We start from the raw sequence: 22913 nt of genomic DNA, 5'->3' as shown, positions 1-22913 counted from the left end.
CGGCGGTCGCTGTCAGGCTCGGCCGGTGACGACCACTGATCTCACCTTGTTGCGGCGGGCTCGGGACAGGATGGACCGCGAGTACTGGCTGCCGCTGAACGTCCCCGTGCTCGCCCGCACCGCCCTGATGTCCACGTCGCACTTCTCCCGACGCTTCCGGCAGGTCTACGGGGAAACGCCGTACCAGTACCTGATGACACGTCGTATCGAACGCGCGAAGGCGCTGCTCCGCACGGGCGCCCTGTCCGTGACCGAGGTGTGCGTGGCCGTCGGCTGCACCTCACTCGGCTCGTTCAGCAGCAGGTTCACCGAACTCGTCGGGGAGAGCCCGAGCGCCTACCGGGCACGGCCACGTCCAGCCCTCGTGCTCCCCGGCTGCCACCTCCGCGCCCTCGCCAGGCCGAGCAGAAACCGAGAAGCACGTCGGAGGCGCCTCGCCCTACCGTCCTCGGTATGAATCTGACCTTGTCCCACACCTTCCTCTTCGTCGACGACCAGGACGCGGCGCTGGCCTTCTACCGCGACGTCCTGGGCCTGGAGGTGCGCTCGGACCACACCTTCGACGACGAGTTCGACAACATGCGCTGGCTGACGGTCGGCCCGGCCGGGCAGCCCGACCTGGAGATCAACCTCTACGCCGGCAGTGCCCTCGTCTCCGAGGAGGACAACCGCGTCCTCCAGGACCTGACGGCCAAGGGAGCGATGCCGGGGGTCATCTTCCTCACCGACGACCTCGACGCCACGTTCGAGCGCGTGCGCGCCTCGGGAGCCGACGTGATGCAGGAGCCGACCGACCAGGCCTACGGCGTGCGCGACTGCGCCTTCCGGGACCCGGCCGGGAACATGGTGCGTTTCTCCGCCCGCGCTCGGGACTGATGTCGTGGGCACGGGGCTGACCCTGCTCGCGCTCCACGATCAGGGGATGATGCCGCCCTCGGCGCGCAGGTTCTGCCCCGTGACCCAGGCGGCGTCCGGTCCCACCAGGAAGGCGACGACGTTGGCGATGTCCTCGGGCCGGCCGAGCCGACCCAGCGGCGTGGAGGCGGCCAGGGCTCCCAGCGCCTCCGCCGAGTTGGCCTGGCGGAGCATGTCCGTCTCGGTGGCCCCCGGCGAGACCGTGTTGACGGTGATGCCCCGTTCGCCGAATTCCTTGGCCGCCACCACGGTGAACTGTTCGAGTGCCGCCTTGCTCCCGGCGTAGAGGGCCACGGTCGGTGATCGCACCACGGTGTTCACCGAGGACACCGTGACGATCCGCCCGCCGTCCCGCAGGCGTCGGCCGGCTTCCTGGATGGCGAAGAACGGGCCCCGCACGTTGGTGTCGAACACGTGCTCGTAGTCGTCCTCGGTCGCGTCAGCGAAGATCGGCGCGCGGATCGTCGCGGCGTTGAGCACGACGATGTCCAGTCCGCCGAGCCGTTCCTCCGCCTGTTCGAAGAGCAGGCGGACCTCGGTGACCCTGGCCTGGTCCGCGCGGAGGGCGTGGGCCAGGCCCCCCTGGGAGCGCACACCGTCGACCACGTCGGCGGCCGCGGCGGCGTCGGACCGGTAGCTGAGGACGACCTCCGCACCGTCCACCGCCAGCCGTTCCACCACGCCCCGACCGATTCCCCGGGACCCGCCCGTCACCAGCGCGGTCCTACCGTCGAGCGCGCCCACCTGTCCTCCTGGCCATCCGGGGAAGTGCCACCGACGTTAGTCAACCGACAGCGGGCTGGCACACCTCCGGCCGGACGAACCCCGCCGGCGGCTGACGGCCACCCGCCCGATCTCCCGCCCCGAGGGACCGGCGGTGGAGATCCCTCTCCCTGGCCGCGGCTCCCGCTCCTCGGCCCCGCCCCGGCACGCGCGCCGCACCGCCCGTCATGCCGGGGCGCCGGCGGGTACGGACGCCCCGCCACCCGCTCACGTCGGGCGTCCCGCCGTTGTCGCCCCCGGACTCCGCCCCGAGTGCCGCGCCCGCCCGCTCCGAAGCCCCGGAAGCCCGGTCTGGGCTCCGCCCCGCCGTACGGCGCCCCTCACCCGGTGCCCGCCGCCGAATGTCCCCCGTTCGGAGGACTCAGGCGCCGCTCGTCGCAGGGGGAACACAGGTCGGCGCGAAGCCTTCCGCTCGGGCCCCCTCGCCGGAGTGACGCCGCTGCTCCTTACGTCGTCTCCCGCCGATGAGGTGGTTGTCAGCAGCGCTCCTCGGCGGGGAGCGGACCGGCGCTCCCACCCGCGAGGACCACGAACCAGGAGACACGTGATGGCCCCACCGACGACCGACCATCTCCCCGTCGCCGGAACACCGACCGCCTGCCCCCCGCAGCCGGCCTCCCCCACCAGGAACCCAACCCCCCAGCCCATCCCGGCGCCCGATCGGGCCGGTCGTCTCCGGGCGGAGCGGTCATGACCGGCGAACCGGACGTCCGCGTCCACGGCAGGGAACTGCTGTGCGAACGTTCGCGACTGGTGACCGTGCGCCCCGATCGCGCGGGGAGCCGGGTGTTGCTGCACGTGGGGACCACTCCGCACGCCGGCCTCATCCAGCTCACGCCGGAACTGGCGCGGAGGGCCGCGGACGCGATCAGGTTGGGCTCCACCACCGAGTTGGAGGGCACCTGCCTCACCGGACGACGGTGGTTGACGATCGAGCACACCCGATGGCGGATGTTGACGGGCCTGGCGGTACGCGGCCCTTACACGAACGAGGAGCCGATCGGCGTCGAACGCAGCCAGGCCGGTCTGCTGGCGGACGCGCTGGAACGCGTCGCCGGCTCGATCGTCTCCCACCGCGCTCACCGGGCGGCCCCCGTGGGGGACGACCTGCTGTGGGTGCGCCGGCACGGCCGGTGGCTGCCGCCGAGGCACCACACCGAGGAACGCTGCTGGCAGCTGTGGCTGGACGCCGTACCGGCGGGCTCCCCCTTCGCGACCCTGGCACCAGGAACCCGGTACGGGGTGTGCGACGGCCACCGGGCGCGCACCCGGCGGATTCGGCAACTCGTCACGGTGAACCGGGTCCTGCGCTGCGCCGTCAGCACCCCGGAGCAGGCCGAGGCGGAGCTCGCCGCCTTCCTCGGCGCGGTGGGGCGTGACCTGACGGTGGAGAGCTGGCAGCGGGAGGCCCACGCGCACCGCTTCACGGTCGACCGGCCCTACCAGCTCTGCGCGTGGACGCACGGGGACCCCGAGACCGTGAGCCTCGCACTGCCGGAGGGGTCGCGCTTCTCGCCGAGCGGCTGGTTGCGGATCAGCGGCTCCCAGCTGACCGAGGACTGAGTGGACGGGCAGCGGGGTCACCGCTGGTGCCGGCCGCGGCCAGCCCCCGCCCGCACGCGTCCCGTCGCCGCCCTGAGGACGGCGCACCCGGTCAGAGAGGGAGCCGCGCCGTTGGCCGTGACCGTCGCCGGGGGGCGGGGCCTGGCTCGTCGCCGCGCTCGGGCCACGGGGATGCCGCCCGGCGGCGTCGACCCCCGCCGACGAGAGTTCTGACCACCTCCGCCCGCACGGCGCACCGGCTAGTGTGCGGGGGCCGAACAGAGGACGCCGCCGCCCGGCGGTGGCTTGGTCGAGAGGACTTCGCCATGAGCGCCGTCGTGGCCGTCAGCCGCAGTGCGACCCACACCTTCACCAAACCCGCGCAGCGGAGCATCCGCCTCCTCACCGGATTGGGGGTGGAGGGCGACGCGCACGCCGGAACCACCGTCCGCCACCGGTCGAGGGTCGCGAAGGACCCGACCCGGCCGAACCTGCGGCAGGTCCACCTGATCAGCCAGGAGTTGTTGGGGGAGTTGGGGGAGCTCGGCTACCGGGTCGGGCCCGGCGAGCTCGGGGAGAACGTGACCACCTCGGGGCTCGACCTGGTGGCGTTACCGACCGACACCCTGCTCGTCTTCCCAGGGGGCGCCGCCGTGCGGGTGACCGGTCTCCGCAACCCCTGCCACCAGATCAACCGCTTCCGCCCCGGTCTGCTGGGCCAGGTGATCGGCAGGGACGACCGCGGCGAGGTGGTGCGGCGGGCGGGGATCATGGGTGTGGTCGTCCAGGGCGGGGAGATCAGGCCTGGGGACACCATCACCGTCGAGCTGCCCACCGCCCCGCACTCCCCGCTGGTCGTCGTCTGATCGGCTCCCTCCCGGAGGGGATCAGCCGAACTCCGCGCGCAGCGCCGGCAACAGCTCGCCCTCGGCGAACCGGAAGAACTCGTCCTGCCGGTCCGCGCCCGCCTGCACGAGCGCGACGTCGGTGAAGCCCGCCTCGACGAACGGTCGGACGGCGTCCACGTGGCGTGCGACGTCCGGCCCGCAGGGGATGGTCGCCGCGACGTCCTCGGGGCGGACGAACTGGCTCGCCGCGGCGAAGCCGGCGGTGGAGGGGATCTCCGAGTTGACCTTCCACCCACCGCCGAACCAGCGGAAGAGCCGGTGCGCCCGCCGCACCGCCTCCTCGCGGTCCGGCCCGTAGGCGAGCGGCTGCTGGCCGATCTTGCGGCTCGTGGCCCGCCCGGGTCGGGCCTCGTCCCACATCCGCACCAGCTCGGCCTTGGGCTCGGTGGCCACGAGGTGGTCACCGAGCGGGCCGAAGACGGTGCACGACTGGCGGCCGGACACCGCCATCGCCAGCGGGACCCGCTCCTCGGGCAGGTCCCACAGCTTGGCCGAGTCGACCCGGTAGTGCTCGCCGACGTAGTTGACGTAACCGCCGTCGAACAGCGCCGAGATGATCTCGCAGGCCTCGGCGAGCATCTCGTGCCGCACGTTCACCGGCGGCCAGTCCAGGCCCACCACGTGCTCGTTGAGGTTCTCCCCCGCTCCCAGCCCAAGGGTGAACCGGCCCTCGGAGAGCAGTTGCAGGGTCGCGGCCTTCTGCGCGACGACCGCCGGGTGGTACCGGATGGTCGGGCAGGTCACGTACGTCATCAGCCGCATCCGCTCGGTGGCGTGCGCGACCGCCCCGAGCACGGCCCAGCAGTACGCGGAGTGCCCCAGCTCGTCCAGCCACGGGAAGTAGTGGTCACTGCTGACGGCGAAGTCGAAGCCGGCTCGTTCGGCAGCGACCGAGTCGCGGACCAACTGCCGAGGATCTGCCTGCTCGGTGAAGAGCGTGTACCCGAAGTCAACCACCCGACGACCGTGGCACGCATCGGGTGGTCCCGCAGGGTGGCGCCCCCGCGTTCACCCCGCCGATGCCGCCCTCGATCCGGTCCCGACTCGACGGGCCACGGTCACCGGCACGGCTCGGAGGGCGGCGGCGCGCGTGCCCAGGCCCGAGGTCAGCGGGTGCAGACGCGCAGCAACGCCCACAGTTGCGCGATGGCGTCGAAGTCCCCGTCGACCGTGACCGCCCGGTCGGGGAGCCGGCCCCACAGCCAGAGCAGGACCGAGGAGGGGTCACCGGACACCGTGGCGTCCACGGCGCCTCCCGGACCAGGCCCGACCCGGCGGACCCTCGATCCTCGGGCCCCGGCCGAGGCGTGCCAGGTCCGTCCGCCGGCGCGGACCGCGACCACCGCCTCGCGGGAGGCCGTGATCGCGAGTTCGGCGAGCCGGTGACCGAAGTACAGGAAGAGGATCTCGTCGATGCCGTCCACGGCGATCGGGGACTCGACGGGCCCGACGTCGACGAGGGAGGCCGCCTCCACGTCGACCCGGTGCACCGTGGTCTCGTGGGCCATCCTCCGGTACCAGAAGCCGCAGCGCGGGTCGGCGGGCCACAGGGTGGGGCAGGGTTCCGCCGGTTCCCTGGTGGCGAGCACCGCCATCAGTTCGGCCAGGCCGCCGTGGACGTACTCGGCGAGCTCGGGACCTCGGGTGGGGACCGGATGCGCGGCGCCGTCGCCGCCGGCGCCGCGCAGGCAGCGGGCCACCTCCCGGTGCACCCTGCCGACGTGCCGCGCCGTGTCCCCCAGGGTGCGGCCCGGGCAGCCAGGGACCTCCCCGCCCGGGTCGGCGGCGGGCAGCGCGCGAACCAGCGCGGCGCCCTCCGCGCCCACGGTGGTGAACAGGTTCTCGTAGTCCACGAGTGGAGCCGTCGTCACGCTCCCACCTTCCCCGTGCCCGGCCGAAGCCGCAGTGTGGAATCGATCAGGGTGAGGAACTGGTCGGTGCGGCGGAGGAGTTCGTCGGCGACCCGTTGGTGGGCCAGGCGGTGCACGCCGGCGTCCACCGCCGCCCGCCGGTCCGAGCACGACTGGAAGAACGTGGCCCACTTCCCGAGTTCGGGGGCCGCGTCGGCGAGCAGCACCCAGACGCTGGTGGGGCCTCGTGCGGCCGACGGCCGCGCCCGAGCCGCCACCAGCGCCGCGGCGCCCTGCACCGCCGCCAGGTACGCCGAGGAATACCTGCGGTCGGCAGCGGACGCGCGGGCGGCCTCGCCCAGCGCGGACCTCGCGCGGCGCAGGAGCTGCTCCGCCGCGAGGGAGGTCGGGGCTTCGGACGGGGTCGGGGTGTCCGGGAGCGAGGCGGACCGGCGGCCCCGCTCGGACGACGTGCCCGGCGCCGATCCTGGTACGAGGTCGGTAGGCCGGTGCGGAGAGGTGGACATCGGACTCCTCCCGGGTGGTGCCGTGACGGCTTCCGAGAACGCCGTCCCGGTGGTCGGGGTGCTTCCCCCACCCCGACCACCGGGCGGACGGAGAGGGCCGGGGCGGACCCCAACCCTTGATCGAACAGATGTTCGAACAGGGCCACCCTAGCCCGCCAGATCCCCCTCGCTCAAGTCGTGGTCTGATGGTCCCCGTGAACTCGGTGACGCACCCAGGGGTCATGGCTGTGGTCGACATCCTCCGGTCCACCGGCATGAGCGGCTGCGCCGACGGACTCCGGTTCCTGGACTCCGACGTCCGGACGGCCGCCCAGGCCGCGGCCCAGGTGGGTGTCGAGGTGGGAGCGATCGCCAACAGCCTCGTGTTCGACGCCGACGGGGCACCGCTGCTGGTGATGACCTCCGGAGCGCACCGCGCGGACGTGGCCACGTTGGCCGGTCTCGTCGGCGCCACCCGGGTGGGCCGCGCCACGCCCGACTTCGTCCGACGTCACACCGGTCAGGCCATCGGCGGGGTCGCCCCCGTCGGCCACCCGACCCGCGTCGCCACCCTCGTCGACACGTCCCTCCGCCGCCACCCGGTCGTCTGGGCCGCGGCGGGGCACCCCCGTTCGCTGTTCCCCATCACGGTCGACCAACTCGTCGCGGTCACCGGGGGGAGGGAGGTCAGCGTCACGCGGGCGAGTGCCGCCCCGACTCCCGAACAGGAGGACGCCCCGAGGTGACCGTGCTCCCGGAGGCCTCCGGGCCGGATCGGATCGTCGCCCTCGACCCGGAGGGGATGCGGGCCAGGCTGACCGAGGCCCTCGGCATCTACGTGTCCGCCATGCGGTACCCGCCCAGCGCCGTGCACCAGCGGGCGTCGACCTGGATGTCCCACATCAGCCGGCCGGGCTGGCGGGCGGTCGCCGCGCTGCGGGGCGAGGACATGGTGGGCGTCGCCTACGGCTACCTGGGTGGTTCGGGCCAGTGGTGGTACGAGCAGGTGTTGCGCGGACTCACCGGGACCGGGGAGCACCAGGCGGCCGCCGAGTGGCTGGCCGACTACTTCGAACTCACCGAACTCCACGTGTCCCCGGCGGCACAGGGGCGGGGCACCGGGGAACGTCTGTTGCGGGCACTGCTCGGCGACCTGCCCTGCTCACGCGTCCTGCTGTCCACGCCAGAGGGGCCGAGTCGCGCGTGGCGGCTCTACCGGCGGATGGGCTTCGAGGACGTGTTGCGCCACCACCGGTTCGCCGGCGACCCGCGTCCCTTCGCCGTGCTGGGACGCGCACTGCCGATCTGAGGCACCACCCGGTTCGAGGCACCGGACCCGTCGCGGGTCCGGTGCGCCCGCCGTCCGCGTCAGAACGAGCTCAGCTGCCGGCGGAGCACGTCCAGCCCCAGCCCTCCGAGCTCCAGCGCGCGGCGGTGGAAGGCCTGGAGGTCGAACTGGTCTCCCTGCCGCTGGCGGACCTCGTCCCTGGCCCGCAGCCACAGCCGCTCACCGAGCTTGTAGGCGGGCGCCTGCCCCGGCCACCCCAGGTAACGGTCGATCTCGTCCCGCACGTTCGTCGGGTCCTCGATGGTCCGGGTGAGCATGAACTCCAGGCCCAGCTCCGGGGTCCACCGTTCGCCGTCGTGGAAGCCGTGACCGGCGGGGATCTCCAGCTCCAGGTGCATCCCGATGTCGACGATGACCCGGGCGGCCCGGAACAGCTGCGCGTTGAGCATCCCCAGCAGGTCCCCGTCGTCGGACAGGTAGCCGAGCTCCCGCATCAGGCGCTCCGCGTACAGCGCCCAGCCCTCCCCGTGGCCGGAGGTCCAGCACATCAACCGCTGCCACTGGTTGAGGTTCTCCGACTGGTCCACCGCCGTCGCGACCTGGAGGTGGTGGCCGGGGACGCCCTCGTGGTAGACGGTCGTCACCTCACGCCAGGTGGAGAACTCCTCCTTGTCGGCGGGAACCGACCACCACATCCGGCCTGGCCGGCTGAAGTCCTCGTTCGGACCGGTGTAGTAGGCGCCGTTCCCCCCGCCGGGGGGAGCGATCCGGCACTCGAGGTCCATCAACCGGTCCGGGATGTGGAAGTGCTTGCCCCGCAGCTCCGCGAGCGCGGCGTCCGACAGCTGCTGCATCCACCGCTGGAACGCGTCCTGCCCGTGCACCCGGTACCGGGGGTCGTTGTCCAGTGCCCCGGCCACCTCGGCGAGGGTGCCGCCCGCCTTGATGCGGCCAGCGACCTCCTTCATCTCGGACTCGATGCGGATGAACTCCTCCCAGCCCCACTGGTAGGCCTCCAGCAGGTCGAGCTCCGCTCCGATGAAGTAGCGGGACCACAACTGGTAGACGTCCCGCCCCACCGCGTCCTTCCTCGGGGCGAGCGGGGCGAGGTCCTCACGCAGGAAGCGGGCCAGCTCGCCGTAGGCCTCCGAGGCCGCGCGGGCTCCCTCGGCGAGGTCGGACCGCAGCGCGTCGCTCGTGCCCGGCACCGCGTCGGCACCCGCCACCAGCGAGCCGAAGAAGGAGGGCGTTCCCCGCTGGCCGGCCCAGGTCTCGCACTGCTCGGCGGTCCTGGTCACCTGCCGGAGCGCCGACACCCTGCCGTCCTGGGCGGCCTTCGTCAACGAGGCCCGCAACCCGGACAGCGTCTCCGGCACCGCGCTCAGCCGCGCCGAGATCATCGCCCAGTCCTCCGCCGTCGCGGTCGGCATCAGGTCGAACACCTGCCGCACGTCCTGCACCGGGCTCGCGGTGACGTTGAGGGCGGACAGGTCCAGCCCGGCGTCGTGCAGTTCGACCTGGAGGCCGACCCGCTCCTCGAACGCCTCCTTGGCGACCCGTTCCCCCGCGTCGACCGGTTCCGCCGCCCGCACCGAGGCCAGCGCCGCCCTGGCCAGCTCGCCCCGCCGCTCGTAGCCCTCGGGGGAGAAGTCCGTCAACCTGTCGTCGTGGCCGCCGACGCCCATGAAGGTCGCCTCGATCGGTTCGAGCGCGGCGTGGTCCTCGACGTACCTGTCACTGAGCCGGTGCACACCCTGCGGGCTGGAAGACATGGCTGGCACGCTACCGCGCGACCCCGGCGTTCCCCCATCCGGTTTGCACGTGACGAACACCCTCCGCGAGCGGCGAGCATCGTTCAGGCGACACCCTGGCGGGATTGGGAGACGCGCCGCCGGCACCCTGTGGGGGACGGTCCACAGCGCGCGGACCCCCGGGGGTAGCTGGCACGATGACGCAATGAACCCGGTGCCTCGATCCTCGCTTGCCCGATCGGGACGGCTGCTGACCGCTGCGGTGTTGGCGCTGGTTGGCCTGGTTCTCACCGGTTGTCTCCGGGTTGACGTGTCGTTGGAGGTCTCCGAGAACGCCAGGGTCTCTGGGCACGCCGTGGTGGCCGTGCGTCCCGTGCAGGTCGGCGACGTCGGGCCGCAACTCCAGGCGCCCGCCAAGCTGGACGCCAAGGTGGAGTCGGAGCCCTACGACGCGGACGGTTACGTCGGAACCCGACTGACCTTCTCCGAGCTGACCACCGAAGAGTTCCGCCAACTGGTGGAAGGGGGCCCGTGGGCCGACCGGTACCGGCTGACCGTCCGGCAGGTGAACGAGACCCTCTCCGTGCACGGCTCCCTCGACCTGACGCAGATCCCCCGGGAGGAGGCGGACCTCGCGGTGGTCGCCGAGTTCCCCTACGAGGTGGGCCGCACCGACGGTGACGTGGAGGGCACCCGGGTCAGCTGGTCGCCGGAACCAGGTCGCGTCTACAACCTGAACGCCTCGGTGCGCTCCTCCGGCCAGGACTCGGTGTGGACCCAGGGTGTGGTGATGATCGGCGGGCTCACGGGGAGCGCGACGGTGTTCGTGCTGATGATGGCGTTGATCTCCCGGCGCCGCAGCAGGATGCTCCCGGCCGGCGAGACACCGTTCTGATCCGCCCCCGGCTCCGGGGCGTCCCTCCCGGGCCGTTCGGGTTCGCGCGTCGGCCCGCGCGCACGTCGCCTCAGACCCGGGTGGGCGCCAGTCCGAGTCGGCCGATCACCTCACGGGTGGCCGTGGACCTGTTCAGGGTGTAGAAGTGCAGACCCCGCACCCCCTCGGCCAGCAGTCGTTCGGACAGCTCCGTCACCACGTCGATCCCGGCGGCGCGGAACGCCTTCGGGTCATCCCGGTGGGGGGCCAACCGGCGTTCCAGGGACGGCGGGACTCCCGCACCGGACAGCTCCACGGTCTTGTCCAGGGTCCGGACGGTGGTCAGGGGCATGACACCCGGCAGCAGCGGGGCGTCGCAGCCCCGGCTGGCCAGCCGGTCGCGGAGCCGGAGGAAGTCGTCGGCCTCGAAGAACAACTGGGCGATGGCGAAGTCGGCGCCCGCCCTGATCTTGCCCACGAGGTGGTCGGTGTCGGTGTCGAGGTCACCCGACCTCGGGTGCCCGTAGGGGAAGGCGGCGACGCCGACGCAGAAGGGGCCGAGCGAACGCACCAGCCGCACCAGCTCCGAGGCGTAGGTGATGCCCTCCGGGTGCGCGACCCACTCCCCGAGGGGATCACCGGGCGGGTCACCTCGGACGGCGAGGACGTTGTGCACCCCCACCGCCGCGTACCAGCCGACCACGTTCCGCAACTCGGCCAGCGAGTGGTTGACGCCGGTGAGGTGCGCCATCGGGACCAGCGTCGTCTCCTGCGCGATGCGGCCGGTGGTGCGGATGGTCCGGTCCCTGCTGGACCCGCCCGCCCCGTAGGTGATGGACACGAACGCCGGGTCGAGTGGCTCCAGCTCCCGGACGGCGCGCCACAGCTGCCGCTCGCTGGCATCATCCCTTGGGGGGAAAAACTCCACCGAGAACACCGGCCTGTCCGTACGGAGCCGATCCACCACCGCCGTCATGACTCTCAGGTTACGGATTCACGACTAGGCGTGGTACCCGTCGTCGCGCTCGTCCGCATGGTGGGAGCGCCCTGTGGGCGGGCCACGAAGGCCCTGATCGGTGCAACGAGGGAACGGCCCTCGCGTACCAGTACGTGGACTCCCCTGCCCCACCGCCACCGCGCGCGGTGAACGCGCCGCCCGGGTCCACCCCCCAGGTTCGTCACCGTCGTGGCCCCTCGCGGAGGATGACCGGGTGCAGCACTTCAGAAACGGACGGGACGAGTCCGGTCGAGACCTGATCACCGCCGTCCACGGCGCGCTGGAGGAGTTCCTCCACGACAGGAGGGCCACGGTCGCGCTGGCGTCCGCGGAGTTCGCCCAGGCGGTGGACGCGCTGTCCGGGCTGGTGCTCGGAGGCGGGAAACGGGTCCGCCCCACCTTCGCCTGGTGGGGCTGGCGGGCGGCGGGCGGCGACCCCACCTCACCGGGCACCGAGGCCGTGGTGAGGGCGGTGAGCAGCCTCGAACTCATCCAGGGCTGCGCGCTGGTGCACGACGACCTGATGGACGACTCCCCCCTGCGTCGCGGCCGGCCGACCGTGCACGTGTCCTTCGCCGACCACCACCGCCGGGAGGGCTGGCGAGGGGCCCCCGAGCGGTTCGGGATGGCCAGCGCCGTGCTGCTGGGGGACGTCGCCCTCGCCTGGGCCGACGACATGTTCTTCGGATCGGGCCTGTCGGCGGAGGCCCTGGCCCGATCGCTGCCGGTGTGGCACGCGATGCGCAGCGAGATGCTGGCCGGCCAGTACCTGGACATGCTCAGCCAGGTGCGCGGCGACGAGGACGCGGAGACGGCCCTGCACGTGAACCGGCTCAAGTGCGCCGCTTACACGGTCGAGCGGCCGTTGCACCTCGGCGCGGCGATCGCGGGCGCGGAGCAGCCGGTCGTGGACGGGTTGCGGCGGTTCGGAGCCGACATCGGCATCGCCTTCCAGCTGCGGGACGACCTGCTCGGGGTCTTCGGGGACCCCGAGGTGACCGGCAAACCAGCCGGGGACGACCTCCGCGAGGGCAAGCGGACCCTGCTCGCCTCCGCCGGCCTCCGGCTGGCGGAGGAACAGGGGCGGACGGACGCGCTGGCCGAACTGCGGGGCGTCATCGGCGACCCCGAACTGGACGCGGACCGGGTCGCGGCGACCCGCGCCCTCCTTCTCGAACTCGGCGCGGTCGACGAGGTGGAGGCCCGCATCGACCAGTACACCGACTCCGCCCTGCGGGCGCTGACGGACACCTCCGTCACCGAGGAGGCCAGGGGTCGGCTGACGGAACTGGCGGTGTCGGTGACCAAACGGGACCAGTAGCCGGCCCCCGCTCCCGCTCGCTCGGCCCGCACCCGGGGGTGCCGTGGGGAACGCCACGCGGCTGGTCCTCGCCCGCACGGTTGCGGCGCCGAGGGGAGGTGCCTACCGTCGTCGCCGCACGTGAGGAGCACCCGGCACGGCTGCTGCGGCCGGCGGCACCCCTGCCGTGGTCGGCGGGCCGGCCGCCGCCGGGACGCCCTCACCGGGGACACCGCGACGGGGAGGGAGTCGATGGGCGCGGGCCGACGGCCGAGCAGCCTGGGCCAGTACGGGATCCGGCGACGTCTCCGCGCGGTGCCCACCTGGCTGGGGGCCGCGCTCCGGGGGGCGGGTCCGGAACGGGACGTGCTCGTCCAGGCGGCGAAGACCGCCCTCGCCGCCACCCTCGCCTGGGTGATCGCCGAGCACTGGCTGAACCTCCCCCAGTCGTTCCTGGCCCCGTACGCCGCGATGTTCATGGTGTCGGCCACCGTCTACCGCTCGGTGACCGGCGCGCTCCAACAGGTGGCCGCCGTGGGCCTCGGCCTGGTCCTGGCCTTCGTCGTCGTGCGGCTCGTCGGCCCCGAACTCGCGGCCCTCGCGGTGATGGTCGCCGTCGGCGTCCTGCTCGGCCGCTGGCGCGGGTTCGGGGAGAACGGCCAGTGGGTCGCGGCGACCGCGCTCCTGGTCTTCACCTACGGCATGGCCGCCGACGCGACGATGTTGGGGATCCGGCTGGCGGAGACGGCGGGCGGGGCCGCGCTGGGGGCGCTCATCAACGTGCTGATCCTCCCACCCGTCCACCTCAGGGACGCCAGGACCGCCATCGAGTCCCTCGCCTCCGCGATGGCCGACCTCCTGGAGGAGTTCGCCGGAACCCTCCACGAGGGCGGGTGGCGGTCCGGCCAGGTGGACGACTGGTGCCACCGGGTGGACGGCCTGGACCGCCGCATCCGCCGGGCCGAACGGGCCGTCTCCTGGCAACGGGAGAGCACCCGGTTCAACCCCCGGCCGAGGATCGGCCGGCGACGGCGCTCCGAGCCCGTCCCACCGGACCTCACCTCCGTGCTGTCCACCCTCCGCCACCTGGAGTACCCCCTGAGCGAGCTGGCGGACATCGCCCCGTCCGTCGGGGACCGGGACGCGGACCCGGGCCCCGGTTCGGCGCTCGCGGAACCGTGGGGCGACGCCGTCGCGGGTGTCGCCGAGGCGGTGCGCCACCTCGCGGACGGGGGCTCCTGCGGGACCCGGGCCGAGGAGTGCGCGGTGCGGCGAGCGGTGGACCGCGCGCACGCCCTGGCCGAGCGGCTCGACGACCAGCCGCCACGGCCCCGGGTGTGGGCCGGCACCGGAGCGCTGCTGCACGCGGTGGACCGGATGATCACCCAACTGGAGCCGCACTGCCAGTGCGAACGGCCGGACGAGGCCGGCCGTTCGCCGCTCGTCACCCGGGGCTGAGCCCTTCCCGGGAGGCCGGTGCCCGCACCGCCCGGGCACCGCGCCCCGGCGGCCTGCCTCGGGGGCGTGCGTGCGAGCCGACCAGGAACGATCACATATCGGTCAGATCGCGCAACGGAGCGATACCCCGCTGTGGGAACATAAGCCGAAATGTCCACGCCATCGTTGCCCCGATCCAGCCCCGCGCCCGACACCTCCGCGGCGGCTGCCCAGCCTCCCCTACTCCGGCGCCGGAGCCCGGATCCCGAGGCCACGCGTGACTCCCCTGACCGGCCCGAACGGCGTTCGCTGGGTCGGCGGCTCCGCGCCTTCCGCAAGCTGCTGCCGCTGCGCATCGTGCTCCTGGGAGTGCTCGGCTCCGTGGCGATGGCGCTCGGCGCCGTCGGCGCGGCCGGCGTGCTGCACCACGACCCGCTGCTGGCCAACTCCGGGTGGAGCTGGGTCCGCTTCGGTCACGGCCAGGACCTGGCGAACGCCCTCCTGTACGTGGGCCTGGGCCTCGCGGTGTGGGCCTGGGTCCGGTTGGGCCGCGAGGTCCGCATCGAACGGGTCGGCTCGCACGGTGTCCTGGCGGCGGTGATCGCCTGGACACTTCCGCTGGTCTTCGCGCCACCGCTGTTCAGCCGCGACGCCTACAGCTACCTGGCGCAGGGCAATCTGGCCGCGCACGGCCTCGACCCCTACCAGGAGGGCCCCTCCGCGCTGCCGGGTCCACTCGCGGAGAACGTCAGCTGGGTCTGGCAGAACACGCCCGCGCCCTACGGTCCGCTGTTCATCCTCCTCGCGAAGATCATCGTCATCATCACGGGCGGGAACCTGATCCTGGGTGTCATCGCGACGAGGCTCGCGATGATCGTCGGCCTGGCCATGATCTGTTGGGCGGTCCCGGGGTTGTCCCGCCACCTCGGTGGGCGGACCGCCGTGGCGCTGTGGATCGTGGCGGCCAACCCGCTCATGCTGGTGCACCTGGTCGGTGGACCCCACAACGACCTGTTGATGGTGGGTCTCCTGGCGGCGGGTGTGCTGCTGGTACTCGACCGGCGCCACCTGACCGGGATCGTGGTGGTGACGCTGGCGGCCGCGGTCAAGGCCACCGCGGCGATGGCGCTGCCCTTCCTCGTCTGGGTCTGGGCCCAGCGGCTGTCGGGGTCGTTGCGGGTCAACTTCGTCAAGACCGCCCTGGCCGGCGCGAGCGCCTCGATCGCGACGTTCACGGTCTGCACCCTGGTCGCCGGGGTGGACCTGGGCTGGATCAGCGCGCTCCAGACCTCGTCGATCATCGTGAACTGGTTGTCGATCCCCACGGCGGTGGCGCAGCTCGCCCACCTGGTGACGGGGTGGTTCGTCTCGGTGCCGCTGGGACCGTTCCTGGCCGTCACCCGGACGGTGGGAATGGTGACCCTGTTGGCGGTCGTCGTGTGGCAGTGGTGGAAGGCGCGGGTCGGCGGGTCGGAGGCCATCCGCCGGGCGGCCCTGACGATGCTGGCGGTCGCGGTGCTGTCCCCGGCGACCCTGCCGTGGTACTTCAGCTGGCCACTCGTGCTGGCGGCGGGCCTGGCGTGGACCGGGGCGGGGATGGTCGCCATGGTCTGCGCCTCGGTGTGGCTGCTGCTCGTGACCTTCCCCGACGGTGACACCGCGCTGTACTCGTGGCTCTACCTGCTGGGAGCGCTGGCGGTGTCGGTGTTGGCCGCGGTGTCGCTGGTACGGCCCGACCCCCTGCGGCTGTCGACGAAGCGGCCGGACGCGATGCCCAGGACCCCCTGACCGGACCGGAGCCCCGCCAGGGTGGCGGGGCCGGTCACCGGTGCGGTGCGGACCGGTCAGAACGCCATGGCCTGCGCCCGGCGCTTGACCTCACGGCCCCGGTTGCCGCGCAACGCCTCGATCGGGGTGCCGGGCAGGGTGTCGTCCTCGGTGAACAACCAGCGGAGGATCTCCTCCGAGGAGTAGCCGCCGTCCCGGAGCACCGTGACAGTGCCGGGCAGCCCCTTCACCACGCCCTGGTCGTCGACGAGGGCGGCGGGTACCACGGCGATCCGGTCTCGGCGCAGGGCGAGCAGGTGACCGTCGCGCAGGAGCTGGTGCACCCGGGTCACCGGTACGCCCAGCCGCTCCGCGATGTCGGGCAGCGGCAGTGCTTCGACCTCCGGCGCGAGAACGTCGGAGGCGGTGGGGAACTCACTCACGGGAGCAACCCTGCCATACCCCCACCCTGATGCCCTGCGTTGGTTGCTCCCGTCCCCTCCGTACGATCGGGAGTTGTGAACCAACGGGGGGTGGATCTCACCGGGGCGACCCTGGAGGGCCGTTACCGGGTGGAGAGCGTGCTGGCCCGCGGTGGCATGTCCGTGGTCTACCGCGGTGTGGACACCCGGCTGGAGCGGCCGGTGGCGATCAAGGTCATGGACCACCGCTTCTCGGCGGACCGGACCTTCGTCGAACGCTTCGTGCGGGAGGCGCGGGCGGCCGCGCGGCTGCACCACCCCGCCATCGTCTCGGTGCACGACCAGGGGGTGGACCACAGCCCCACCGAGGACCACGTGTTCCTCGTGATGGAACTGGTCGACGGTGGCACCCTGCGGGAACTCCTCCGCCAGGACGGGGAGCTCCCGGTCCCCCTCGCGTTGAGCGTCCTGGAACCCGTGCTGAGCGCGTTGGGAGCGGCCCACGGGGCCGGGATGGTGCACCGGGACGTCAAGCCGGAGAACATCCTCATCGGACCGAACGACGCGGTGAAGGTCGCGGACTTCGGTCTGGTGCGAGCCGTGTCGGACGCGAAGCTCACCAGCGACAGCACCATCCTCGGCACCGTCGCCTACCTCTCGCCGGAACAGGTGGAGACCGGGGTCACCGACTCCCGGGGGGATGTCTACTCGGCGGGCATCGTGCTCTACGAGATGCTGACGGGGCGGCCCCCCTACACCGGCGACAGTCCGCTGTCGGTGGCCTACCGGCACGTCAACAGCGACGTTCCGCCTCCGAGCGAGGCCGTGCCCGGGATCCCGCCCGCGCTCGACGAACTGGTCCTGCGGGCCACCAGCCGGGATCCCGCCCGCCGACCGGCGGACGCGACGGCGTTCCGGGACGAGCTGCTCCGGGTGCGGGACGCGCTGGGCGTGCGGCGGGTACCCGTGCCCGTGCCCACCGCCGTGTGGACGCCCCCGCCGACGACCTCGACGGCGACCCCCTCCTCGGACGGTGGCGCGCCCCCCTCACCCGACGGCCCGCCCACGGAACGCATCCCCGTCACCCCTCCCGCCGGTCAGCACACCCAGCCCGGCCCGCCTCCCCCGCCGCATCCCGGGCCGGCTGGTGGCGGTCCGATCGGCCCCCAGGGGACCCGGGCGCTGAGCCGGGACGAGTACGCGAGCGGCCAGTACGGCCGTCCGCACGGCGCGGAGCACGCCGGCCACCCCGCCGCCCCACCGACGCCCCCCGGCGGTCAGCGCCGCGGCCCGGTCCAGGACCCGTACTCGACCCAGCGCCGCCGGTCCCGGCGGTCCTTCGTGATCTGGATGGCGATCGTCACGGTCCTGGCGCTCGTCATCGGCGTCGCGGCGTGGTGGTTCGGGAGCGGGCGGTGGACCAGCGTTCCCGACCTGCGGGGGATGTCCCACGCCGACGCGGTCGCGGCCCTGGAGGAAGCCGATCTCGTGCCCAGTCTCGACCACCAGTTCCACGACTCGGTGGAGTTGGGCCAGGTCTTCGACACCGGTCCGGAGGGCGGCGCCGAGGCGTTGCGCGGCAGCCGGGTGCGGGTGCTGGTGTCCAAGGGGCTGCCGGTGGTTCCCGAGGTGGCGGTGGGGATCTCCCTCGACGAGGCCAACGAGCTGGTGGAGGACGCCCGGCTGACGCCGGTGAGGGACGAGGGCCTCGACCAGTTCAGCGAGGAGATCGCCGCCGGGGATGTCCTCGGCCTCGATCCCGAGGCGGGCACCGAGATGGCGATCGGCGGCGAGGTCCGGGTCGTGCTGAGCAAGGGTCCCCCGCCGGTGCCCGTCCCCGACGTCACCGGCCAGACCAGGGACGAAGCCGTGGACACCCTCACCTCGGCCGGTTTCGAACCGGACGTGCGGGAGGAGTTCGCCGAGGGCGTGGAGGCCGGGCGCGTCATCCGCACCAGTCCGGACCCGGGCACCGAGATGCTGTTGGGCGAGGACAACCGGGTCGAGGTGGTGGTCTCCAACGCCGTCCAGGTACCGGACGTGACCGGGCGCCGTGTCGACGAGGCGCGGCGGGACCTGGAGGACGCCGACTTCGCGGTGGAGGTCGACTCGTGGTTCGGCGAGGAACGGGGCCGGGTCTTCGGGCAGTCCCCGCCCGGTGGGGCGTGGGTCGAGCCCGGGTCGACCGTCACGCTGAACAACTTCCCGATCTTCTGATCGAGACCGGATCGGTGTGGAAAACGGCAGTTGACAGGAGGTACACCCCGTATGCTCACCGAGAGCACACGGCGTTTCGAGGCAGGGAGCGCATGATCGGTAACCGTGGTCGGGTGACGGGCAGGATCGGTCCCGGACTGGTCGGTGAGGTCATGATCCACGTCCGGGGTGGCGTGGAGGCCTTCTACGCCTACCCCGCGCGGCCAGACGCGGTGATCGAGCCGGGGAACCAGGTCCTCGTGGTCGACTTCCAGCCACCACGCAACGTGTACGTGGAACCCTGGCAGTCGATCGGCTGAGGGTGACCTGCCGGCCACCCCACGATGTCGGCAACCGATCGCCGCGGCTCCACGTCTCATCCACGCCGTGCTCCGCTCGGCAGGGAATCGTCGTTCGAGACATGGGGGTGAGCCAGTCGTGCAGGAACAGGTCCTGTATTCGGTGGCCGCGGTCGTCATCGGTCTGCTGCTGCTGTTCGTGCTGTTCCGGGTGCTGTGGAAGGTGGCGGAGCCGAACGAGGCGCTGATCATCTCTGGCCTCGGGACCGGGGGGAACACCAAGTCGCGCCCGGACAGCATGGGATTCAAGATCATCACGGGCAAGGGGACCCTGGTCATCCCCGGTTTCCAGACCGCGCGCCGGTTGTCACTGGACACCCACGGCGCCAACCTCCAGGTGTCCTGCGTGACCCAGCAGGGGCTCCCGGTGACCGTGCGCGCGGTCGTCATCTACAAGGTGGGTGACGACTTCGTCTCGATCGCCAACGCGGCGCGGCGGTTCCTGGACCAGCAGAGCGGGATGAACAACACCATCCACGAGCTGTTCGCCGGTCACCTGCGTTCCATCTGCGGCGGCCTCACCATCGAGGACCTGATCCACAACCGCGACGCGCTCACCGGAGCCGTCCGCCAGTCCTCCGCGGACGAGATGAGCAAGCTCGGCCTCGTGGTCGACTCCCTCCAGATCCAGGAGATCGACGACGAGTCGGGCTACATCCTGAACCTGGGCAAGCCGCACGCCGCGGCCGTCGCGGCGTCCGCGAGGATCGCCGAGGCGCAGCGGGACCAGGAGGCCACCGAGGCGGAGCAGGCCGCCCAGGCCCGCAAGGCCGCCGCCGTGCGGGAAAGCCAGATCCAGCAGGCTGGGTACCAGGCGGAGGTCGACCAGGCGAGGGCGAAGTCGGGGCAGTCCGGCCCGCTGGCCGAGGCCACCGCCCGCCAGGAGGTCGTCGTCCAGGAGACCCGGGCGGCCGAGCTGGAGGCGAACCTCTCCGAGCAGCGGTTGCTCTCCGAGATCAGCAAGCCGGCCGACGCCAAGGCCTACGAGACCAGGACGATCGCCGACGCCGAGCGGGACGCGCGGATCGCGCGGGCCCAGGCCGAGGCGAAGGAGACCGAACTCCGCGCCGCGGCGGACGCCACCAGGGTGAAGACCGCCGCCGCCGCGCAGGCCGAGGCGACCAGGGCCCGGGGTGAGGCGGAGGCCGCCGCGACGAAGGCGACCGGTGAGGCGGAGGCGGCCGCCGCCCGCGCCAAGGGCCTCGCGGACGCCGAGGCCGCGCAGGCCAAGGGGCTCGCGGAGGCCGAGGCGATCAAGGCACGCGCCGCCGCCCTGGCGGAGAACCAGGAAGCCGTGGTCGCGCAGCAGCTCGCGGAGAACTGGCCGGAGATCGTCCAGGCCGGGGCGACCGCCTTCGGCAACGTGGACCACATGGTGGTGCTCAACGGCGCCGAGGGCGTCGGCGACATGTTCGGGAAGGCGCTGTCGCTGGGCGGCACCGGTCTCGGGCTCGCCCGCACGCTGATGCGCGCCATGCAGGACGAGGACGGCAAGTCCGAGACCCCCGTTGTCGGTTCCGACGGCGCGACGGCGGGCGGTTCGGTGCAGAACATCCCGGTGGACCGGAGCCCGGTTCGGCACACCGACTCCTGAGCACACCGGTCGTCCCGCACCGGCGGTGGCCCCAGCCACCGGCCCGAGCGGCGGGACGGCCTCCCGGGTCGGCCGGCGCGGCCGGTCCCACCTGGGCAGCACGCGCGGGCGCCCCCGGAACCTCCCGAGGGCGCCCGTCGCCGTCGTCGACGGTCCTCACTCCGACGTGTCCCGCCGGGGACGCTCGGTCCGCTGCACCTCGGTCAGGGCATCGGGGTCGTCGTCGGCGGGCGGCTCCGCCTCCAGTGCCTCCTCGGCCCTCGTCGGGCGGTTCGCCTGCATCATGCTCCTGGTCTCCGCCTTCAACTCCTCGTCCCGCTTCGGTCCGTGCCGGTCACTGCCCCGTTGCATCAGTGGTCCTCCTTGTCGGGGTCGCTCACCACGTCGGTGAGCGAGACGGGCGCTGGTCGTTCACCGCGCCGCGTAGCGAAGCAGTCCTCCCACCTCCGTCGGTACCGTCTCGTCCTCGTCGAACAGGTGCACGTGGGCGCCGGTCAACGCCGCCGCCGCGACCACCGCCGCGTCGGCGCGTTCGGTGGTGACCTCCTCCTCCGGCAGACCGAGCTCCTCCCGGTCCACCGCGACCTGGCTGTGCTCGGGGCCCACGTACACCCGCTGCTCCAGCCCGGTGGACCGGAGCAGGACCGTGTCCATCCGGCCCTCGCGCAACGCGGTGAGCACGGGACGGAGCCCGGACAGTGCCCGGCCGCTCCCCCGGCCCAGCTCGGCGCGGAACTCCTCCAGGGCGTCCCGGGTGTCCTGGGCGACCTTTTCCCGCAGCAGTGCGCGGATCTCGTCCTCCAGGGCCTCGGTGTCCGTGCCCTCCGCTCGACCGCCGACCTCGGTGCTGACGGCGCGCTGTTGGCTGTTGGGGGGCAGCGCGGCGAGGACCTCGTTCCTGGCCCGCACCTCGCCGGCGATGAGGACCAGCCCGGCGCCGCTCCGGCGCACGAGGCGGTCGATCTCCTCGGCGATCTCACCGGCGTTGCGGGCGGCGGTGTCCTCGACCCGCTGTTGGGCCCGGTGGTGGGACCACCCCAGGCCCCGCACCTTGTGCACGGGATGGGTCTCGCCCTCCACCGTGTGCTCCGCCCGCAGCGTCGCGTTGCGCTCGTAGAGCCGCAGGTCCGCGCCGATCCGGTCGACCACCGCCACCACGAGCGGGGCCCCGGGGGCGGAGTCGGCGAGCACGGGCAGCACCTGGGGCAGCGGGGACCACCGCGCGTAGGGCAACGCCGGCGGCTCGCTGACCTCCTCGTCCAGCAGCACCTCGCCGTCCGCCGCCACGAGCACCCTGCCCGCGGCGCCGACCGCCGGCTGGGCGGTGCGCAGCGCCTCCTCCAACGCGTCGATCGTGGGCCTGTCGGCCAGTTGGTCCTCCAGCTCCTCCCGGGCCTCCCGCCACCGCAGTTCGATCTCCTGACGTGCGTTCTCGGTGCTCCTGGTGACGTCCAGGTACACCGACGCGACCGGCCCCTCGGCCTGTGCCAACTCGCGAACCAGGCCTGTCTCCATGTTCACAACCTCCTCGGCGCGGGCGTCCGTTCGTCCTGCCGAGTGGGGTGGTCCGTTCGCGGTGCGACACCGCGCCGGTCCGACCCACACCCCTTTCCCGACGCCTACCCCGTCCGGCCGCCACTCACACGCCCGGTTGCCGCGCCACCGGGACACCCCGCCCCGAGGGGAGGGCCCTGAGCGGGGGAGAACCGACCGAACGGCGGTGCCGAGCCCGGCCAGCCGTCGCGGAGCGTGCCAGTTCCGCCCGCTGGGTACCCCGCTGGCGAACGGGCCGACGCGGCTGGACGGGAGGACACCACTCGTCGCGCCCGGCGGACCTGACGAACCACGAGAGGGAGACATGATGAGCGCCAGCGCTTCGGAGGAGCCGTGGCAGGAGATCCCCGACGTCCACCAACCGGGCCCGGACAACGACGAGCCGCTGAGCGTCAGCGAGCAACTCGACGAGGACGACCTCGACGTCGACCCGCTGGAGGAGGGCGTGGAACCGCCGGAGGACTGGTCGGAGGCGAACCGCTTCGGCACGACGCCGAGTGAGCAGCGGGCCGGGGAGGGGTTGGACGCCCGGCTCAACGAGGAGGTGCCGGACGTCGGACCGGTCGACGCGCCCGACCGCGGCCGCGCGGAGACACCGGCGGAGGAGGTGGACGAGCTCCCCCCTGACGACGAGTTCCCGGACGAACCCGCCCAGCGGGAAGGCGTGGTGCTCCAGGGGGACGTCGTCGACGACAACGGGTTCGCCGCCGAGGACGTCACCGGACGGACCGCGCAGCGGACGGACGCCACCGAGGAGGGCGCCATCCGGGTCGAGCCCGAGGAGTAGGGCCAGGCGCGCCCCGTCCCCGGGGCCCCTGGTGTGGGTGTGGGCGCGCTGGGTACGAGGAAAGGACAAGTGGAGGAACGCAT

At 72.9% G+C, this 22913-nt stretch carries 23 protein-coding genes; 14 read left to right on the top strand and 9 right to left on the bottom strand.

Annotated features, from left to right (window positions below):
• Window positions 1–25: 25 nt before the first annotated feature.
• Both ACOJVX_RS05760 and ACOJVX_RS05755 read left to right on the top strand, forming a co-directional pair.
• Window positions 26–457 (top strand): helix-turn-helix transcriptional regulator, encoded by a 432-nt coding sequence (locus ACOJVX_RS05760; protein ID WP_026418264.1) that lies wholly within the window; start codon window positions 26–28, stop codon window positions 455–457.
• A complete protein-coding gene (locus tag ACOJVX_RS05755) occupies window positions 454–876 on the top strand; it encodes a VOC family protein (RefSeq protein WP_026418263.1) in 423 nt (140 codons plus the stop codon). The genes ACOJVX_RS05760 and ACOJVX_RS05755 overlap by 4 nt, the downstream gene beginning before the upstream one ends.
• 39 nt (window positions 877–915) lie before the next feature.
• Here the strand turns inward: ACOJVX_RS05755 and ACOJVX_RS05750 are convergent, their stop codons facing one another.
• On the bottom strand, window positions 916–1659 hold the full coding sequence (locus ACOJVX_RS05750) for an SDR family oxidoreductase (protein ID WP_026418262.1): 744 nt from the start codon (window positions 1657–1659) through the stop codon (window positions 916–918).
• Between the two features lie 729 nt (window positions 1660–2388).
• Between ACOJVX_RS05750 and ACOJVX_RS05745 the strand changes: the two genes are divergently transcribed.
• Both ACOJVX_RS05745 and ACOJVX_RS05740 read left to right on the top strand, forming a co-directional pair.
• Window positions 2389–3261 (top strand): hypothetical protein, encoded by an 873-nt coding sequence (locus tag ACOJVX_RS05745; protein ID WP_030103872.1) that lies wholly within the window; start codon window positions 2389–2391, stop codon window positions 3259–3261.
• 305 nt (window positions 3262–3566) lie between these two features.
• Entirely contained in the window at window positions 3567–4106 is a 540-nt protein-coding gene (locus ACOJVX_RS05740) for an MOSC domain-containing protein (RefSeq protein WP_026418260.1), read from the top strand.
• A gap of 21 nt (window positions 4107–4127) precedes the next feature.
• Here the strand turns inward: ACOJVX_RS05740 and ACOJVX_RS05735 are convergent, their stop codons facing one another.
• The 3 genes from ACOJVX_RS05735 to ACOJVX_RS05725 form a co-directional block, all read right to left on the bottom strand.
• The gene (locus ACOJVX_RS05735) at window positions 4128–5105 is read right to left on the bottom strand and encodes a TIGR03557 family F420-dependent LLM class oxidoreductase (RefSeq protein WP_030103871.1); all 978 of its coding nucleotides are present in this window, start codon (window positions 5103–5105) and stop codon (window positions 4128–4130) included.
• Window positions 5106–5254: 149 nt separating this feature from the next.
• Window positions 5255–6019 (bottom strand): maleylpyruvate isomerase N-terminal domain-containing protein, encoded by a 765-nt coding sequence (locus ACOJVX_RS05730; RefSeq protein WP_026418258.1) that lies wholly within the window; start codon window positions 6017–6019, stop codon window positions 5255–5257.
• Window positions 6016–6525 (bottom strand): SAV_6107 family HEPN domain-containing protein, encoded by a 510-nt coding sequence (locus ACOJVX_RS05725; RefSeq protein WP_422647306.1) that lies wholly within the window; start codon window positions 6523–6525, stop codon window positions 6016–6018. Before ACOJVX_RS05725 ends, ACOJVX_RS05730 begins: the two co-directional genes overlap by 4 nt.
• 221 nt (window positions 6526–6746) lie before the next feature.
• Between ACOJVX_RS05725 and ACOJVX_RS05720 the strand changes: the two genes are divergently transcribed.
• Together ACOJVX_RS05720 and ACOJVX_RS05715 are read left to right on the top strand one after the other, a co-directional pair.
• Window positions 6747–7250 carry a YbaK/EbsC family protein gene (locus tag ACOJVX_RS05720; RefSeq protein ID WP_418153815.1) on the top strand — a complete coding sequence of 168 codons (504 nt, stop codon included), beginning with the start codon at window positions 6747–6749 and terminating at the stop codon, window positions 7248–7250.
• Window positions 7247–7813 carry a GNAT family N-acetyltransferase gene (locus tag ACOJVX_RS05715; RefSeq protein WP_026418256.1) on the top strand — a complete coding sequence of 189 codons (567 nt, stop codon included), beginning with the start codon at window positions 7247–7249 and terminating at the stop codon, window positions 7811–7813. The genes ACOJVX_RS05720 and ACOJVX_RS05715 overlap by 4 nt, the downstream gene beginning before the upstream one ends.
• A gap of 59 nt (window positions 7814–7872) precedes the next feature.
• On the opposite strand, the gene ACOJVX_RS05710 is transcribed toward ACOJVX_RS05715, so the two are convergent.
• Complete coding sequence (locus ACOJVX_RS05710) at window positions 7873–9564, bottom strand: DUF885 domain-containing protein (RefSeq protein WP_026418255.1); 1692 nt, start codon at window positions 9562–9564, stop codon at window positions 7873–7875.
• Window positions 9565–9748: 184 nt separating this feature from the next.
• Here ACOJVX_RS05710 and ACOJVX_RS05705 point away from each other — a divergent pair, with 184 nt between their 5' ends.
• Window positions 9749–10438 carry an LppM family (lipo)protein gene (locus tag ACOJVX_RS05705; protein ID WP_051313796.1) on the top strand — a complete coding sequence of 230 codons (690 nt, stop codon included), beginning with the start codon at window positions 9749–9751 and terminating at the stop codon, window positions 10436–10438.
• Window positions 10439–10508: 70 nt separating this feature from the next.
• Here ACOJVX_RS05705 and ACOJVX_RS05700 read toward each other — a convergent pair whose 3' ends face one another.
• Window positions 10509–11393 carry a methylenetetrahydrofolate reductase gene (locus ACOJVX_RS05700; RefSeq protein WP_026418254.1) on the bottom strand — a complete coding sequence of 295 codons (885 nt, stop codon included), beginning with the start codon at window positions 11391–11393 and terminating at the stop codon, window positions 10509–10511.
• A gap of 235 nt (window positions 11394–11628) precedes the next feature.
• On the opposite strand from ACOJVX_RS05700, the gene ACOJVX_RS05695 reads away from it, so the two are divergent.
• The 3 genes from ACOJVX_RS05695 to mptB all read left to right on the top strand — a co-directional run bounded on the left by ACOJVX_RS05695 (window position 11629) and on the right by mptB (window position 15939).
• On the top strand, window positions 11629–12735 hold the full coding sequence (locus tag ACOJVX_RS05695; RefSeq protein WP_418153811.1) for a polyprenyl synthetase family protein: 1107 nt from the start codon (window positions 11629–11631) through the stop codon (window positions 12733–12735).
• Window positions 12736–12966: 231 nt separating this feature from the next.
• Window positions 12967–14172, top strand: coding sequence for an FUSC family protein (locus tag ACOJVX_RS05690; RefSeq protein WP_418153810.1), 1206 nt, complete (start codon window positions 12967–12969; stop codon window positions 14170–14172).
• Window positions 14173–14322: 150 nt separating this feature from the next.
• Entirely contained in the window at window positions 14323–15939 is a 1617-nt protein-coding gene (gene mptB, locus ACOJVX_RS05685) for a polyprenol phosphomannose-dependent alpha 1,6 mannosyltransferase MptB (protein WP_026418252.1), read from the top strand.
• A 56-nt stretch (window positions 15940–15995) separates the two neighbouring features.
• Here mptB and ACOJVX_RS05680 read toward each other — a convergent pair whose 3' ends face one another.
• Window positions 15996–16361, bottom strand: coding sequence for an Rv2175c family DNA-binding protein (locus ACOJVX_RS05680; protein WP_026418251.1), 366 nt, complete (start codon window positions 16359–16361; stop codon window positions 15996–15998).
• 75 nt (window positions 16362–16436) lie between these two features.
• Between ACOJVX_RS05680 and ACOJVX_RS05675 the strand changes: the two genes are divergently transcribed.
• The 3 genes from ACOJVX_RS05675 to ACOJVX_RS05665 all read left to right on the top strand — a co-directional run bounded on the left by ACOJVX_RS05675 (window position 16437) and on the right by ACOJVX_RS05665 (window position 20489).
• The gene (locus ACOJVX_RS05675) at window positions 16437–18557 is read left to right on the top strand and encodes a PASTA domain-containing protein (protein WP_422647305.1); all 2121 of its coding nucleotides are present in this window, start codon (window positions 16437–16439) and stop codon (window positions 18555–18557) included.
• Window positions 18558–18649: 92 nt separating this feature from the next.
• Complete coding sequence (locus ACOJVX_RS05670) at window positions 18650–18856, top strand: hypothetical protein (RefSeq protein WP_026418249.1); 207 nt, start codon at window positions 18650–18652, stop codon at window positions 18854–18856.
• A gap of 118 nt (window positions 18857–18974) precedes the next feature.
• Window positions 18975–20489, top strand: a complete 1515-nt coding sequence (locus ACOJVX_RS05665) for an SPFH domain-containing protein (protein WP_418153807.1) — start codon at window positions 18975–18977, stop codon at window positions 20487–20489.
• 156 nt (window positions 20490–20645) lie between these two features.
• Here the strand turns inward: ACOJVX_RS05665 and ACOJVX_RS05660 are convergent, their stop codons facing one another.
• Window positions 20646–20840, bottom strand: a complete 195-nt coding sequence (locus ACOJVX_RS05660; RefSeq protein WP_035272859.1) for a hypothetical protein — start codon at window positions 20838–20840, stop codon at window positions 20646–20648.
• Window positions 20841–20900: 60 nt separating this feature from the next.
• Entirely contained in the window at window positions 20901–22004 is a 1104-nt protein-coding gene (locus tag ACOJVX_RS05655; protein WP_422647304.1) for a Vms1/Ankzf1 family peptidyl-tRNA hydrolase, read from the bottom strand.
• Window positions 22005–22350: 346 nt separating this feature from the next.
• On the opposite strand from ACOJVX_RS05655, the gene ACOJVX_RS05650 reads away from it, so the two are divergent.
• The gene (locus ACOJVX_RS05650) at window positions 22351–22830 is read left to right on the top strand and encodes a hypothetical protein (RefSeq protein ID WP_156038258.1); all 480 of its coding nucleotides are present in this window, start codon (window positions 22351–22353) and stop codon (window positions 22828–22830) included.
• Window positions 22831–22913 lie beyond the last annotated feature (83 nt).

The sequence above is a fragment of the Actinoalloteichus caeruleus genome (genome assembly GCF_049311605.1).
Taxonomy (GTDB): domain Bacteria; phylum Actinomycetota; class Actinomycetes; order Mycobacteriales; family Pseudonocardiaceae; genus Actinoalloteichus_B; species Actinoalloteichus_B caeruleus.
This window is presented reverse-complemented; position numbering and strand designations above follow the sequence as displayed.